The sequence below is a fragment of the Streptomyces sp. NPDC044064 genome, from assembly GCF_056434245.1.
Genome location: NZ_JBWKFN010000033.1, coordinates 16,211 through 29,907 on the forward strand (window position 1 = coordinate 16,211; position 13,697 = coordinate 29,907).

General features: G+C 72.2%; 15 protein-coding genes and 1 pseudogene. 9 read left to right on the top strand and 7 right to left on the bottom strand.

Annotated features, from left to right (window positions below; genetic code table 11):
- The first annotated feature begins 102 nt into the window (after positions 1-102).
- Both AC07DS_RS37825 and AC07DS_RS37830 read left to right on the top strand, forming a co-directional pair.
- A complete protein-coding gene (locus tag AC07DS_RS37825; RefSeq protein WP_479152918.1) occupies positions 103-1,620 on the top strand; it encodes a glutamate-cysteine ligase family protein in 1,518 nt (505 codons plus the stop codon).
- 95 nt (positions 1,621-1,715) lie between these two features.
- Positions 1,716-2,516: a CPBP family intramembrane glutamic endopeptidase gene (locus tag AC07DS_RS37830; protein WP_479153071.1), complete on the top strand. Its 801-nt coding sequence runs from the start codon at positions 1,716-1,718 to the stop codon at positions 2,514-2,516.
- A gap of 68 nt (positions 2,517-2,584) precedes the next feature.
- Here AC07DS_RS37830 and AC07DS_RS37835 read toward each other — a convergent pair.
- Both AC07DS_RS37835 and AC07DS_RS37840 read right to left on the bottom strand, forming a co-directional pair.
- A pseudogene (locus AC07DS_RS37835) lies at positions 2,585-3,391 on the bottom strand (PhzF family phenazine biosynthesis protein); the annotation flags it as partial.
- Positions 3,392-3,436: 45 nt separating this feature from the next.
- Entirely contained in the window at positions 3,437-3,883 is a 447-nt protein-coding gene (locus AC07DS_RS37840; protein ID WP_479152920.1) for a hypothetical protein, read from the bottom strand.
- Positions 3,884-3,976: 93 nt separating this feature from the next.
- On the opposite strand from AC07DS_RS37840, the gene AC07DS_RS37845 reads away from it, so the two are divergent.
- Positions 3,977-4,342: a MerR family transcriptional regulator gene (locus AC07DS_RS37845; protein WP_479152922.1), complete on the top strand. Its 366-nt coding sequence runs from the start codon at positions 3,977-3,979 to the stop codon at positions 4,340-4,342.
- 86 nt (positions 4,343-4,428) lie between these two features.
- Here AC07DS_RS37845 and AC07DS_RS37850 read toward each other — a convergent pair whose 3' ends face one another.
- On the bottom strand, positions 4,429-4,785 hold the full coding sequence (locus tag AC07DS_RS37850) for a hypothetical protein (RefSeq protein WP_479152924.1): 357 nt from the start codon (positions 4,783-4,785) through the stop codon (positions 4,429-4,431).
- A gap of 210 nt (positions 4,786-4,995) precedes the next feature.
- On the opposite strand from AC07DS_RS37850, the gene AC07DS_RS37855 reads away from it, so the two are divergent.
- A complete protein-coding gene (locus AC07DS_RS37855; RefSeq protein WP_479152926.1) occupies positions 4,996-5,622 on the top strand; it encodes a PadR family transcriptional regulator in 627 nt (208 codons plus the stop codon).
- Positions 5,623-5,694: 72 nt separating this feature from the next.
- On the opposite strand, the gene AC07DS_RS37860 is transcribed toward AC07DS_RS37855, so the two are convergent.
- Positions 5,695-6,126, bottom strand: a complete 432-nt coding sequence (locus AC07DS_RS37860) for a type II toxin-antitoxin system Rv0910 family toxin (protein WP_479152929.1) — start codon at positions 6,124-6,126, stop codon at positions 5,695-5,697.
- A 293-nt stretch (positions 6,127-6,419) separates the two neighbouring features.
- Between AC07DS_RS37860 and AC07DS_RS37865 the strand changes: the two genes are divergently transcribed.
- A complete protein-coding gene (locus AC07DS_RS37865; protein WP_479152931.1) occupies positions 6,420-6,980 on the top strand; it encodes a peptidase in 561 nt (186 codons plus the stop codon).
- Between the two features lie 93 nt (positions 6,981-7,073).
- On the top strand, positions 7,074-8,078 hold the full coding sequence (locus tag AC07DS_RS37870; RefSeq protein ID WP_479152933.1) for an EamA family transporter: 1,005 nt from the start codon (positions 7,074-7,076) through the stop codon (positions 8,076-8,078).
- A gap of 226 nt (positions 8,079-8,304) precedes the next feature.
- Here the strand turns inward: AC07DS_RS37870 and AC07DS_RS37875 are convergent, their stop codons facing one another.
- Positions 8,305-8,988 carry a pyridoxamine 5'-phosphate oxidase family protein gene (locus AC07DS_RS37875; protein WP_479152935.1) on the bottom strand — a complete coding sequence of 228 codons (684 nt, stop codon included), beginning with the start codon at positions 8,986-8,988 and terminating at the stop codon, positions 8,305-8,307.
- 35 nt (positions 8,989-9,023) lie between these two features.
- On the opposite strand from AC07DS_RS37875, the gene AC07DS_RS37880 reads away from it, so the two are divergent.
- The gene (locus AC07DS_RS37880) at positions 9,024-10,355 is read left to right on the top strand and encodes an aminotransferase class I/II-fold pyridoxal phosphate-dependent enzyme (RefSeq protein WP_479152937.1); all 1,332 of its coding nucleotides are present in this window, start codon (positions 9,024-9,026) and stop codon (positions 10,353-10,355) included.
- Positions 10,356-10,460: 105 nt separating this feature from the next.
- Here AC07DS_RS37880 and AC07DS_RS37885 read toward each other — a convergent pair whose 3' ends face one another.
- Positions 10,461-11,396 (bottom strand): DMT family transporter, encoded by a 936-nt coding sequence (locus tag AC07DS_RS37885; RefSeq protein ID WP_479152939.1) that lies wholly within the window; start codon positions 11,394-11,396, stop codon positions 10,461-10,463.
- A gap of 74 nt (positions 11,397-11,470) precedes the next feature.
- Between AC07DS_RS37885 and AC07DS_RS37890 the strand changes: the two genes are divergently transcribed.
- Positions 11,471-12,373, top strand: a complete 903-nt coding sequence (locus AC07DS_RS37890; RefSeq protein ID WP_145886434.1) for a LysR family transcriptional regulator — start codon at positions 11,471-11,473, stop codon at positions 12,371-12,373.
- 59 nt (positions 12,374-12,432) lie between these two features.
- Here the strand turns inward: AC07DS_RS37890 and AC07DS_RS37895 are convergent, their stop codons facing one another.
- Positions 12,433-12,900: a pyridoxamine 5'-phosphate oxidase family protein gene (locus AC07DS_RS37895; RefSeq protein WP_145886432.1), complete on the bottom strand. Its 468-nt coding sequence runs from the start codon at positions 12,898-12,900 to the stop codon at positions 12,433-12,435.
- Between the two features lie 149 nt (positions 12,901-13,049).
- On the opposite strand from AC07DS_RS37895, the gene AC07DS_RS37900 reads away from it, so the two are divergent.
- Positions 13,050-13,694: a cysteine hydrolase family protein gene (locus AC07DS_RS37900; RefSeq protein ID WP_479152941.1), complete on the top strand. Its 645-nt coding sequence runs from the start codon at positions 13,050-13,052 to the stop codon at positions 13,692-13,694.
- Positions 13,695-13,697: the final 3 nt, after the last annotated feature.

The following is a 13,697-nucleotide window of genomic DNA, read 5'->3' on the forward strand; positions in this document are numbered from 1 at the left end:
CGCACGGGACGTTATCGATCGCTTCGGCTGGGCATCATCCCACCTGACCCGGGACCCCGGCGGCCGGATCTGCGGCCCGCCCATCCGAGGAGGGACACTTCGATGGGGGAGAAGGTCGTGGCAGGGCAGTTCGACCTGTCCGATCGCCAGCGCTACCGCGAAAAGCTCCAAAAGTGTCTGGCGGGACTGGAGCGGCTGCTGGTCGAGAAGCGGTTCGACCGCCCCAAGAACCTCATGGGTGTGGAGATCGAATTGAATCTGGCCGGCCCCGACGGCATGCCGAAAATGCTGAACGGGCAGGTGCTGGAGCGCATCGCGAGTCGCGATTTCCAAACAGAACTCGCCAGGTTCAACCTGGAGGTGAACATAGCCCCACACCGGTTGGGCGGCCGGGTATTCGACCGGCTCGCCGAGGAACTCCGCACCTCCCTGGCGTACGCCGACCGGAAGGCCGGCGAGGTGGACGCCGGGATCGTGATGATCGGCATTCTGCCCACGCTCGAGCCCGACGACGTGGTCTCCGCCAACCTCTCCGAGGCGGATCGGTACACCCTGCTCAACGATCAGATCGTGGCCGCCCGGGGCGAGGACTTCGTCCTCGACATCGAGGGGGTCGAGCATCTGACCCGCACCTCCAGGTCCATCGCCCCGGAGGCCGCCTGCACCTCCGTCCAGCTGCACCTCCAGGTCACCCCGGCCCGCTTCGCCGATGTGTGGAACGCGGCGCAGGTGGCGTCGGCCGCGCAGATCGCCGTCGGTGCCAACTCGCCCTTCCTGTTCGGGCACGAGCTGTGGCGCGAGTCCCGGGTGCCGCTGTTCCTGCAGGCCACCGACACCCGCCCGCCGGAGCTCCAGGCCCAGGGGGTGCGGCCGCGCATCTGGTTCGGTGAGCGCTGGATCTCCTCCGCGTACGACCTCTTCGAGGAGAACCTGCGCTTCTTCCCGCCCCTGCTGCCGATCTGTGACGCGGAGGAGCCGCTGGAGGTCCTGGACGCCGGCGGCGTACCCCGGCTCGCCGAACTCGTCCTGCACAACGGCACGATCTACCGCTGGAACCGGCCCGTCTACGACATCGCGAACGGCGTGCCGCACCTGCGCGTGGAGAACCGGGTGCTGCCGGCCGGGCCGACTGTCACCGACGTGATCGCCAACGCGGCCTTCTACTACGGCCTGGTGCGCGCCCTCGCCGAGGAGTCCAGGCCGTTGTGGACCCGGCTCCCCTTCGAGGTGGCCGAGGCCAACTTCGACGCGGCGTGCCGCTACGGCATCGACGCGCGCTTCGTATGGCCGCGCCGGGGACGCTACGGCGGCACCGGCGAGGTCGACGCGGTCACCCTGGTGCGTGACGAGCTGCTGCCGCTGGCCTCGGCGGGCCTGGACGCATGGGGCCTGGAGGCCGCCGACCGGGACTTCTACCTGGGCGTCATCGAGGAGCGGTGCCGGCGCCGGGTCAACGGGGCCTCCTGGCAGGCGGCCACTTTCCACCGGGCCCTGGAACAGGGACGCGGCCGCGAGGCGGCCCTCGCCGCGACGACCCGGCGCTATGCCGAGCTGATGCAGGCGGGGGAGCCGGTGCACACCTGGCCCGTCGGTCTGCCCGATCCGGTGCCGCTCGGCTGAGGGCGGCCGGTCCACCGGGAAAGCCCTGCCCGGGCACGCACTCCACAGGCCGATCCGGCATGCTGTGACCTCGCATGACCGGACCGAAGGCAGGAGTGCACGTGGAGGCTGACCCGGTGGCCGAGGCGTATCCGCGGGAGCGGTTCCCGCGGCGGATCCTCCGCGACGAGACACTCCTCGTCCTGGGGCTCTCGCTGGGCGCGAGCGGGGTGTCCGCGCTGATCAGCTTCGTCGGGTCGGTCACCAAGCCGGGCGGGCTCAAGGAGCAGGCGGCCACCCTCAACGCCTCGGCCGCGCCCGGCCGCCCCTGGCTCGACCTCGCCTGGCAGCTCTTCGGCATCGCCAGCGCGCTCGTTCCCGTGGCCCTGGTCGCCCACCTGCTGCTGCGGGAGGGCGAGAGCATGCGGACGCTGGGCTTCGACCGCACCCGCCCCTGGCCCGACCTCGGCCGGGGCGCGGGTGTCGCGGCCGTGATCGGAAGCACCGGCATCGCCTTCTACCTGGCCGCCCGCGGTCTCGGCTTCAACCTCACGGTGGTGCCCGAGGCGCTGCCCGACGTGTGGTGGAAGTACCCGGTGCTGATCCTGTCCGCACTGCAGAACGCGATCCTCGAAGAGGTCATCGTCGTCGGCTATCTGCTGCGCAGACTGGGGCAGTTGGGCTGGACCCCGGGCACCGCACTGGTGGCCAGCGCGGTCCTGCGCGGCTCCTACCACCTTTACCAGGGCATCGGCGGCTTCATCGGCAACATGGTGATGGGCGTGGTCTTCGTCTGGCTCTACCGCCGCTGGGGCCGGGTCGGCCCGCTGGTCGTCGCGCACTCCCTGCTCGACATCGGTGCCTTCGTCGGCTACGCCCTGCTCGCGGGCAAGGTGGGCTGGCTGCCCACGGCCTAGGGACCGTCCGGCTTCCCGCCTGCCCCCGCAGGCGGACGACGGGAATGGCCGGACAGGCCCTGGGACCCGAGCAGTTCGCCCTCGATCACCGTGACCGCGCTGCCGGTGAGCAGGGTGCGGTCGCCGCGCAGTTGGGTACGGACCAGGCCGGTGCGGCGGGAGGCCTGCAGACCGGTGAGGTCGTCCCGGCCGAGGCGGGCGGACCAGTGCGGGGCGAGCGAGGTGTGCGCGCTGCCGGTGACCGGGTCCTCGTCGATGCCGAGGTTCGGGAAGAAGCAGCGGGACACGTAGTCGTAGCCGAGGGACGGGTCGTCGGCGAGCGCGGTGGCGATGATGCCGCGCGAGGAGTGGGCCGCGAGGGCCTTGAGGTCCGGTGCGAGTCCGCGGACCGTACGCTCGTCGGCCAGCTCCACCAGCAGGTCGCCGACGTCGGGGCCGGTGTCGTGGGCACCGGCCGGTTCGGCGCCCAGCGCCCTGGCGAGCGCGGCCGGGACCTCGACCGGAGTGAGCGGGGCGGTCGGGAAGTCCAGGGTGATCGAGCCGTCCGCACCGGGTGTGGCGATGAGCACCCCGCTGCGGGTGGCGAACCGCACCGGTCCCTCGTGGGCGCGGGTGGTGTACAGGACATGGGCGGTGGCGAGCGTGGCGTGCCCGCACATCGCGACCTCGGTGACGGGCGTGAACCAGCGCAGCGCCCAGTCCGCGGGGCCGCCCTCGGGCAGCCGGTGCGCGAACGCCGTCTCGGCGTGGTTGACCTCCAGGGCGACCTTCCGGAGCCAGTCGTCGTCCGGGAAGACGTCGTCCAGGATCAGGACTCCGGCCGGGTTGCCGGCGAAGGGGCGGTCGGTGAAGGCGTCGACGATTCGGATGCGCATGGCCCTGACGCTAGGGGCGCGGGAAGCCGCGGGGCCAAGGCCAATTCACGAGCCCTGGACCGACTTCGCGCCGGCGGCACGGCCGGCCTTGGCCCACGGGGCGAGCTGGGCGACGCCGAACGCCACCTCCACGACCAGGAACGGCCACAGCACCGGCGGACCGCCGTGCGCCAGTGCGTACGCCTGCCACAGGGCGAACAGCGTGCGCGCGACTCCGTCCAGCAGCCCGTGCAGCGGCAGCGGTCGTACGATCCGCAGGACGGACCAGACCACCACGACCGAGCCCATCAGGTTGGCGTACAGGATCTGCATCGGGTCGAGCGCCGGGAAGGCACCCAGTCCGGCCGCGTCACCCGCTCCCGCCAGCAGGTCGTGCACCAGCGCGTACGTCCACGGCGTGGCGAAGCCGGCGGTGACGAGCAGGTCGTACCAGCCGCTGGCCCGCACGAGGCGGAGGTAGGCGGGGCGGTGGGGTACGGGGAACGGGATCACGGAGAACTCCTCGGGCGGGTCCGTCTCTGACGCGGCTCACGCTAAACAGCGGAGTACGCTCCAAGGTCAAGTCCGGGGAGCGGCGGGGGAGCCATGCGCATCGGAGAACTGGCCGCACAGGCGGGCCTGTCCAAGGACACCGTTCGGTTCTACGAGCGGATCGGGCTGATCGAGGGCCGCCGCCTGTCCAACGGCTACCGCGACTTCCCGCCCGAGACGGTGACCTGGCTGCACTACGTCCGCACCGCACAGACCCTCGGCTTCACGCTCGCGGAGATCGCCCGGCACGGCGCGGACCTGCGCGACGCCCCGGACAGCGCCGAGGCGTTGTCCGCGCTCCTCGCCGACAAGATCCGCATCATCGACACCCGCATGTCCGAACTCGCGGCCCTGCGAGCCGATCTCACCTCCCGCGTCGGCACGGGCTGCCCACTGCGGCCGGCCGGCGCGGACGCCTGAGCCCACCGGGACGATCCGGGGGCCATCTGACCCGTCTCAACGAAGTTGACGAGTCTCAGCGAAGTTCGACCGCAGGCGGATCCGCCTCAGCGGCGCAGCGTTCGCCGGGCCAAGGCGAGGGTGACCTCGATGTCGTCGCTCCACGAGCAGACCTCCAACCATGAGAGGTAGCCGGCCTGAGCGAAGGCCAGGACTTCGCCGGGGCAGTCGCCGTTCTCGGTGTGGATCAGGGCCTCGGCGGCCACCACCGTGCTCGGTCCAGACGGTGCCGGCTGAACCGAGGCCGTGTCGAGGTCGAAGTAGGTCGTGCCGCACCCGCACGTACAGCGCCCTTGCACCCGGAGGTGCGGCACCTGGGCGCGGAGCGCCAGGTGAACCGGATCGTCGTCGTCGAAGAGGGCGTCGAGCACCTCGGCCACGTCGGGAGGAAGGTGCTCAGTCATGTCCGCACCGTACCTGACCTGCGACGTCAAAGTCTGACGAGACGAATTCCAAACGGCCGAACTCCAATGAGACCCGTGAAACGTCGTTGAGACGGGTCACCCTCCCCGGGAAGGGGCTTGTCACGCCATCAGTACCGATATATCGTTGAGGCATCGCGTAAGGAACGCGATCGATACGTGACTGATCAACGATGGAATGGAGTGATCGCGATGCGTACCCACGGATTCGAGCGTGGACATCGTCAGGACGGCCCGGGCCGGCGCGACCGGGGCGGGCTCGGTGGATTCGAAGGGCGCCGGGGTGCCTTCGGCCCCTTCGGTCCGGGTGGTCCCGGGTTCGGGCCCGGCTTCGGGCCGGGGCCCTGGGGGCCGCGAGGGCGAGGCGGCCCGAGGGGGAGGGCGCGGCGCGGTGACGTGCGCGCCTCGATCCTGGCCCTGCTCAAGGACCGGCCCATGCACGGCTACGAGATGATCCAGGAGATCGCCGAGCGCAGCGGCGGTGCGTGGAAGCCCAGCCCCGGCTCGGTCTACCCCACCCTCCAGCTGCTGGAGGACGAGGGTCTGATCGCCAGCGAGAGCGAGGGTGGCAAGAAGCTCTTCGCCCTGACCGAGAGCGGCCGCGCCGCAGCCGGCGAAGGTCCGGAGGCTCCCTGGGAGGAGGCCTCGCGCGGGGTCGACTTCGAGGCGCTCGGCGAGATCCGGCAGGCCGGCGTCGGTCTGATGCAGGCCTTCGGGCAGGTCTGGAACACCGGCACCAAGGAGCAGCGCGAGAAGGCGCTGGCCGTCGTCAACGACGCCCGCAAGAAGCTGTACCTCATCCTCGCCGACGAGGACTGAGGACTGAGGACTGCCGGTGGACGGCGCCCCGTGGAGAGTCCGCGGGGCGCCGTCCCGTTTCCGGGACCGGGCTCAGGTCACCACCAGTCCGCCGAGCTTGCGCAGTGACTCGTTCAGGGCGGCCGTCGCCGAGTCCTTGAGCTTGCCCGCCATCAGCGACACCGCGGCGCCGGTGAACTCGCCGTCGATACGGACCGTCGTGGCGTCGCCGTCGGGGGTGAGCGTGTAGCGGGTGGCCACGGTGACGGCCATCGGGCCCTTGCCGCGGATGGCGAACACCCGCGCCGGCTCGAGCTCCTCGATGGTCCAGTCGACCTCCGCCGGGAAGCCCATCAGCTTCATGTTCTCCTGGAACGTCCCGCCCACCGCCAGCGTCTCGGGCCCGCCCTTGGGGAAGCTGGTGTGGGTCGCGTTCCACTCGCCGTACGCCGGCCAGTCGGTGAGCTGGGTCCACACCTTCTCGGCCGGTGCCTGGATGCGTGCCTCGGCGCTGACTTCGGCCATGCGACCACCCCTTCGTTTCGGGCTTCGGTGTCGCGGAACGTAGCCTTGCGCCCTCGAACATTCAATACTGATGAACCGTCAGGAATTGTGTTCCCCGGGGACGCGGATCGCCGTACGTGCCGTAGCACCGCACGCGCGGTATCACCACCGCGTCGGCCAGGAGTGGCCTGATCTCCTCCGTAAGGATGAGATTCCGGCCGGTGACGTCCACTCCCTGCGGGACGCGGAAATGGTTCCCCTCGCGGATGACCCGGCCCGCTGATGCTGATGGGGTAGAGGGTGTGCAACACCGTATGACCCGTCAATCCGCCCACGGCCAGGGCGGCCTGCCCATGGACGACGACGCCGGGCTCAGCGCCGAGCTGGCGGCGGTGGTCGCCGGTGCCCGTCGCAGGGCCCTGCGGGACGGGGACCGGCAGATCGACACCGCCCATCTGCTCCACTCCCTCCTGGAGTCCGACCCCGAAGTGCGCGTCGCCGTCGGCGACGCCCCGCAACTCGCCCGGCTGCTCGGCTACCTCGTGCAGCGCAGCATCGGCTACGGGCTGCGCTGGCAGAGCGGTGTGGAGGACTCCGGCGCGATCGAGGTCGTACCGACCCCCGCCCGCGAACCCAAGGATTCCGGGAGCTGGTCGCCCGTCGCGGCCGCCGCCATGGCGGACGCCCGCCGGCGCGCCCGGCAGCGCGGCGAGACCCGCGCGGGCGGCACCGACCTGCTGGCCGCGCTGGTGGTGGACCCGGAGTCCCGGGCCGTCGCGGTCCTGGAGCGCGCCGGCATCCCCGCGCGTGACCTGCGGGCCCGGATCGAGACCCGCGCGGGGGAGTGCGCCGGCGAGGGCGAGGCGGCCTGCTGAGCCGTCGCACCGGCGCCCGGCCGGCCCCCGAGAAGTCCATCCCCTGAGACAGGTGTCAACGGGGATGACGCTCATGTCAGCGCCTGTCATCATGTGCCGGTGCATACGTCTGAGAGCAGTCAGGGCAGCGGCGGCAAGGGTGTCGGGCTCGGTCTCGCGCTCGCATCGGCGCTGACCTTCGGCGGAGCCGGGCCGGCCGCCAAGCCGCTGATCGAGGCGGGACTCGACCCGCTCCACGTCGTGTGGCTGCGGGTCGCGGGTGCGGCCCTGGTGATGCTGCCGTTCGCCGTGCGGCACCGCGCCCTGGTGCGCCACCGCCCCGCGCTGCTCGCCGGTTTCGGCCTGCTCGCCGTGGCCGGCGCCCAGGCCTGCTACTTCGCCGCGCTCTCCCGCATACCCGTCGGAGTGGCGCTGCTCATCGAGTACCTCGCCCCCGCGCTCGTGCTCGGCTGGGTGCGGTTCGTGCAGCGACGGCCGGTGTCGCGCGCCGCCGCGCTCGGCGTGGTCCTCGCGGCGGGCGGTCTCGCCTGTGTGGTGGAGGTGTGGGCGGGGCTGAGCCTCGACGCGCTCGGTCTGCTGCTCGCGCTCGGCGCCGCCTGCTGCCAGGTCGGCTACTTCGTCCTGTCCGACCAGGGCACCGAGGCGGGCGACCGGGCGCCGAACCCGTTCGGCGTCATCGCGTACGGCCTGCTCGTGGGCGCCGCCGTGCTGACCGTCCTGGCCCGCCCCTGGGGCATGGACTGGTCGGTGCTGGCCGGCTCCGCGGACATGAACGGCACCGCCGTTCCGGCCTTCGTCCTGCTCGGCTGGATCGTCCTGGTCGCCACGGTCGTCGCTTACATCACCGGGGTGCTGTCCGTGCGGAGGCTGTCCCCGCAGGTCGCGGGTGTCGTCGCCTGCCTGGAGGCGGTCGTCGCGACCGTCCTGGCCTGGGTGCTGCTCGGCGAGCACCTGTCGGCGCCGCAGATCGCCGGCGGTGCCGTCGTCCTCCTCGGTGCGTTCATCGCCCAGTCGTCCACGCCGGCCAAGACCTCCGGCGAGCCGGTGGCCCAGGGCGGCGCGGAGCGGGAACTGTCCACCCCGGGTGCGGCTGTCTAGCGTGCCGGTCGTGAACGCAATCGCCCTTCCGCCCCCGGCCGCCTGAGGCGGGCCGGCAGGAAGAGGGCGCCAGGCATCCGGTGCCGGGTGGAACGGTGCGCCACGGAGCCGAGGTCCGCGCGCCCCGCCGCGGTGACCGGCACCCTCCCGGTGCCCGGCGCGGTCGCCGGCCCGGTGTTCGCCGAGGCCCGCGACCGTCGTGCGCCGGTCCCCGTGCAACCCCCGCTCAGAGCCCGGCCACGTACTCCGGGACGTCGATGCCGGGCGCCAGGTCGGCGTTGTCGAGGGGCGTGCCGTAGCCCTTGCGGAGCGGGACGACCCCGGCCCAGTGCGGCAGGCCCACGTCCTCGGGCTCGTCGTTCGCGCCGCCGGTGCGGATCTTGGCGGAGACCTCGTCCAGGTCGAGGCGGATGACCGCGGTGGCGGCCAGCTCCTTCCTGTTCGCGGGCCGGGAGTCGGCGGCCCGGCCCGGCACGACCTGGTCCACCAGCGCGTCCAGGGCCAGCCGCCGTTCCTCGGGGTCGGTGACCTCGTGCGCGATGCCGTGCACCACCACGGAGCGGTAGTTGATCGAGTGGTGGAAGGCGGAGCGGGCCAGCACCAGCCCGTCGACATGGGTGACCGTCAGACACACCGCGAGACCCGGGTCCGCCTCGCCCGTCATCCGCAGCGGGCGCGAACCGGTGGACCCGTGCACGTAGAGCCGCTCGCCGACCCGGCCGTACAGCGTCGGCAGCACCACCGGGGCACCGTCGCGGACGAAGCCGAGGTGGCAGACGTAGCCCTCGTCGAGTATCGCGTGCACCACGTCCTTGTCGTACGACGCCTTCTGCGCGGACCGCGTCGGCACGGTGCGGTCGGTCGGGGTGTACGCGACGGGCTTCGGCGGAGTCTCCTGGGTCCCCTGCATGGCGTTCTCCATTGCACTAGTGCATAATTGCTTTTGTGCTAGGAGAGTATCCGATTCAGGGGCACGGCGCAGCAGAGATTGCGGCCAGTGTCGAGCGCGCGGTCGGCACCGGTGAGCTGGAACCGGGCCAACCACTGCCTCCCATGCGGGACTTGGCGACCAGGCTCGGGGTGAACCCGAACACGGTCGCGGCCGCCTATCGCACCCTGCGCGAGCGCGGGGTGATCGAGACCGCGGGCCGCCGGGGCAGCAGGGTCCGGCCGAAGCCGGCGACGACGGGCCGCGAGAAGATCCGGGTGGCCGTACCCGAGGGCGTGCGGGACGTGGCCGACGGCAACCCGGACCCCGCGCTGCTGCCCCACCTCGCCCGGGCGTTCGCGGCGGCCGCCGCGCAGGGCGACCGGGAACCCGTGCTGTACGGGCACGACCCGGTGGAGCCGGAACTGGCGCGTCTCGCCCGTGCCGCCCTGGACGCCGACGGAGTGCCCGACGGCCCCATCGGTGTGGCCTCCGGATCCCTGGACGCGGTCGAGCGGGTCCTCGCCGCGCACCTCAAGCCGGGCGACCGGGTGGCGGTGGAGGACCCCGGCTGGGGCAGGGTGCTGGACCTGGTCCCGGCGCTCGGACTGCGCACGGTGTCCGTCGGCGTCGACGACGAAGGGCCGCGCCCCGAGGACGTCAGGCGGGCGCTGGAGTCCGGGGCGCGCGCCCTGATCGTCACGGACCGGGCGCAGAACCCGACCGGCGCCGCACTGACCGCCACGCGCGCGCGTGCGCTTCGTTCGGTGCTCCGGGAGCACCCCGAGACCCTGCTGATCGAGGACGACCACGGCCACGGCATCGTCGACGTGCCCCTGTCCCCGCTCGCCGGGGTCACCCGCCACTGGGTCCTCGTCCGCTCCGTCGCCAAGGCCTGGGGCCCGGATCTGCGCCTGGCCGTGTTCACCGGGGACGCGGTCACCGTCGACCGGGTGCAGGGGCGGCAGCGGCTGGGCGCCGGGTGGGTGAGCCTGCTCGTCCAGCGGGCCGTCGTGCGGCTGTGGAACGACGGCGCGGTGGACATGCGCGAGGTGGCGGCCTCGTACGGCGGCCGCCGGGACGCCCTGGTCGAGGCCCTGACCGAACGCGGCGTGCCGGCGCACGGCCGCAGCGGCATGAACGTCTGGGTCCCGGTCCCCGACGAGACGGGCGTCGTGGCCCGCCTGCTCCACGCGGGCTGGGCGGTCTCCCCGGGCGCGCGCTTCCGCCTGAACGCGCCGCCGGGGATCCGTATCACGATCTCGACGCTGACGGCGGAGGAGACCGGTGGGCTGGCGGATGCGGTGGCGGCGGCGGTGGGCCCGGCACCGGCCAGGACCTATGTGTAGGGGCAGCCGGACACCCCAGGGCCGCGGGGCCGTACCGGTATGCGGCCGCGCGGCGTGGGCGCGACGAGCCGCGGCGCACCCGCACCCCGGAAGCGCCCCGCCCCGTCAGGCCTTCCGCTTCACCTGGGTGAGCGCGGCCCCCGCAAGCACGATCACCGCCCCCACCGGCGTGGTCCAGCGGAGCGACTCCCCGAGGATCGCCACTCCCGCGGCCGTGGCGATGACCGGGATGAAGTACGTGACCATCTGGGCCGTGGTCGGCCCGACCTCCGCGACCAGCCCGTACTGAATGAGAACCGCCAGCCCCGTGCCCAAGGCCCCCAGCGTGGCGATCGCCAGCAGCGGAACGAAGGAGAAGTGCGTCGGAAGGCTGGTGAACAGAGGCGTCACAACGGCCAGTTGAACGGTCGCCAGCAGCAGCTGCGCCCCCGTCATCGCCAGATGCGAGTTCCCCGTCCCCACCAGGGTCCGCCGCACATAGATCCACCCGATGGGATAGCTCAGCGAGGCCGACAGGGCCATGGCGGTACCCGTGGCGTCGAGCCCGTGGAACCCCTGCCACGCACCGAGCACCGTCAGCACCCCCAGGAAGCCCAGGCCGAGGCCGGCGAAGCGAACCCGCGTGGGGCGGTCCTCCGACAGCGCGACGAGGGACAGCGCCATGCCCCACAGCGGCGAGGTGGCGTTGCAGATGCCCGCCAGGGTGGAGGGGATGGTCAGCTCCGAGTAGGCGAAGAGCGAGAACGGCAGCGCGTTCAGGAAGAACGCGGCGACAGCCATGTGCGCCCAGACCCGCGCCCCCCGCGGCAGCCGCTCCCGCTTGACGGCCATCGTCGCCGCCAGTACCGCCGTACCGAAGACCAGTCGGCCCAGGGTGACCTGGAACGGCGCGTAGCCCTCCGTGCCCACCTTGATCAACAGGAAGCTGAAGCCCCAGATCAGCGAGAGGGCGCCGAAGCGCAGCCGCCAGTCGAGGCGGGGGCGGGGGCGGGGGCGGGCAGGGGCGGGGGACTGCGTTCCGGGTGCGGTGACCGTGCTCATGGCATCAACGATGCTGGAGGCAACCTCGTAGCACAATCGAGATTTCCCACTCAGTATCTCTTAGGATTGCTTACATGTTGAACCTGGAGCGCCTGCGGACCCTGGATGCCCTGGCCCGGCACGGCTCGGTCAGTGCCGCCGCCGAGGCGCTGCACGTCACCACGTCCGCGGTCTCGCAGCAGCTGGGCAAGCTGGAGCGGGAGGTCGGCCAGCAGCTGCTGGCCAAGAACGGGCGGGGCGTGCGGCTCACGGACGCGGGACGGCTGCTGTCCGAGCACGCGGCCCGCATCCTCTCGCAGGTCGAGCTGGCCCAGTCCGATCTGGAGGCGCACCGCGGCCAGGTCGTCGGCGAACTGCGCCTCTCGGCGTTCCCGACCGCCGCCCGCGGCCTCTTCCCGACCGCGCTCGGTGCCCTGCGCGCCCAGCACCCGGGGCTTCGGGTGCGCTCCAGCGAACTGGAGCCGGAGCAGGGCATCGCCGGGGTCGTGCGTGGCGACCTCGATCTCGCGGTCGTCCTCGACTGGTACAACAAGCCGATGCCCGTGCCGGACGGCCTCGTCAAGGCTCCGCTGCTGGACGACGCGGCCGACGTCGCCCTGCCGGTCGGGCACCGGCTCGCGGGCCGGGACGAGGTGGACCTCGCCGAGTTCGCGGAGGACGAGTGGATCACCTGGGGCGAGGGCGAGTTCTGCCACGAGTGGCTGATGTTCACGCTGCGCTCGAAGGGCATCGAGCCGATCGTCGGCCACCGGGCCGGCGAGACCCACACCCAACTCGGCCTGGTCGCCGCCGGGCTGGGCGTGTGCATCGCACCGCTGCTGGGCCGTCACCCGGTGCCGCCGGGCATCGTCATGGTCCCGCTCCAGCAGCGCGTGCGCAGGCACGTGTACGTCGTCTGGCGCGCGGACGCCGACCGCCGACCGTCGATCCGGGCGGCGGTCGAGGCCCTGCGGGTGTCGGCACGGCAGCTCGACTGAGCGCGGCGCAACGAAGGGTGCTTCATGCGCCGGCTTCCGACCGGTGTACCGGGGCGACCCTAGGCGCCCAGCTTCCGGAAGTCCCAGGACACGATCTTCTCCGGGGTCAGCCGCGCCCAGGCGTGCCGGCCGTCGTGCGGCATCTCGTCCAGGCCGAAGTTCTTGCGGGCGAACAGCGTCTCCGCCGTGTCGAGTTCGGCGCGCAGCTCGCCGGTCCGCGGCACCTCGCCGACGAACTCCACCCGCCCGGACAGCTCGACGCCGCGCAACTGGTCGTACTCCTCGCCCGAGTCGACCACGACCGCCACCCGCGGATCGCGGCACAGCTGGGCCCAACGCCGGCTGCGCACCACCGAGTACAGCCACAGCGAGGTGCCGTCCCAGGCGAACCAGAGCGCGCTGACATGCGGCGCGCCGTCCGCCGAGACGGTGGCGACCCGGCAGGTGCGCTGGCTGGTCAGGAACTCGTCCAGCTCACCGGGCGTCATCATGATCTTCCGGCCCCGGCGCTGCTGAGTGACGGTCATACGGCCCCCTCTTCTCCCACGTCGTGCCAGAGGATTTCCGAGTGCTGTTGATCCTCTGACATCACGTCAGAAAAGGGAATGGGTCGACTTCCGCTGTTGCCCCGTTGTGGTTACTCTCACCGCCCCGCACCTCGGCGAACGGAGGCGCCATGCCGTCGTACGAAGAGCTCGGCGAACTGCTCGATCCCGCGAGCACGGTCCTGCTGACCGTGGAGTGCCAGCAGGGGGTGGTCGGCCCGGACAGCGCGCTGCCCGAACTCGCCCGCGAGGCCCGCGCCTCCGGCGCCCTGCACAACGTGGCCCGGCTGGTCGCCACCGCGCACCAGAGCGGGGTCCAGGTGATCCACGCCCTCGCCGAACGTCGCCCGGACGGCCGTGGCGCGAACCGCAACGCCCGGCTCTTCCGTGCCGCCGAACGGCTCCCGGTCCAGCAGCTGACCGGCACCGCAGCGGTGCGGGTCGCGCCCCCGATCGAGGTCACCGAGGAGGACTTCGTCGTGCGACGGCTGCACGGCCTGTCCCCGGTCCAGGGCACCGAGGTCGACGCACTGCTGCGCAACCTCGGTTGCCGCACCCTGGTCGTCAGCGGCGTCTCGGCCAACGTGGCCGTGCCCAACGCGGTGTTCGACGCGGTCAACCGCGGCTACACCGCAGTCGTCCCGGCCGACGCCATCGCGGGTGTGCCCGCCGACTACACCCCCGCGATGATCCGCAACACCCTCGCCCTGGTCGCCACGGTCACGTCCACGGACGAGGTGCTCGGCTGCTTCGAACGGCCGCGCCGGCGGCCGTGACGC

What these genes read in the sequence shown, in the direction of transcription:
- AC07DS_RS37825 (WP_479152918.1), top strand. Translation starts at nt 103, where the DNA reads ATGGGGGAGAAGGTCGTGGCAGGGCAGTTCGACCTGTCCGATCGCCAG.
- AC07DS_RS37845 (WP_479152922.1), top strand. Translation starts at nt 3,977, where the DNA reads ATGCGCATCGGAGAACTGGCCGCACAGGCGGGCCTGTCCAAGGACACC.
- AC07DS_RS37850 (WP_479152924.1), bottom strand. Translation starts at nt 4,785, where the DNA reads ATGACTGAGCACCTTCCTCCCGACGTGGCCGAGGTGCTCGACGCCCTC.
- AC07DS_RS37855 (WP_479152926.1), top strand. Translation starts at nt 4,996, where the DNA reads ATGCGTACCCACGGATTCGAGCGTGGACATCGTCAGGACGGCCCGGGC.
- AC07DS_RS37860 (WP_479152929.1), bottom strand. Translation starts at nt 6,126, where the DNA reads ATGGCCGAAGTCAGCGCCGAGGCACGCATCCAGGCACCGGCCGAGAAG.
- AC07DS_RS37865 (WP_479152931.1), top strand. Translation starts at nt 6,420, where the DNA reads ATGACCCGTCAATCCGCCCACGGCCAGGGCGGCCTGCCCATGGACGAC.
- AC07DS_RS37875 (WP_479152935.1), bottom strand. Translation starts at nt 8,988, where the DNA reads ATGCAGGGGACCCAGGAGACTCCGCCGAAGCCCGTCGCGTACACCCCG.
- AC07DS_RS37885 (WP_479152939.1), bottom strand. Translation starts at nt 11,396, where the DNA reads ATGAGCACGGTCACCGCACCCGGAACGCAGTCCCCCGCCCCTGCCCGC.
- AC07DS_RS37890 (WP_145886434.1), top strand. Translation starts at nt 11,471, where the DNA reads ATGTTGAACCTGGAGCGCCTGCGGACCCTGGATGCCCTGGCCCGGCAC.
- AC07DS_RS37895 (WP_145886432.1), bottom strand. Translation starts at nt 12,900, where the DNA reads ATGACCGTCACTCAGCAGCGCCGGGGCCGGAAGATCATGATGACGCCC.
- AC07DS_RS37900 (WP_479152941.1), top strand. Translation starts at nt 13,050, where the DNA reads ATGCCGTCGTACGAAGAGCTCGGCGAACTGCTCGATCCCGCGAGCACG.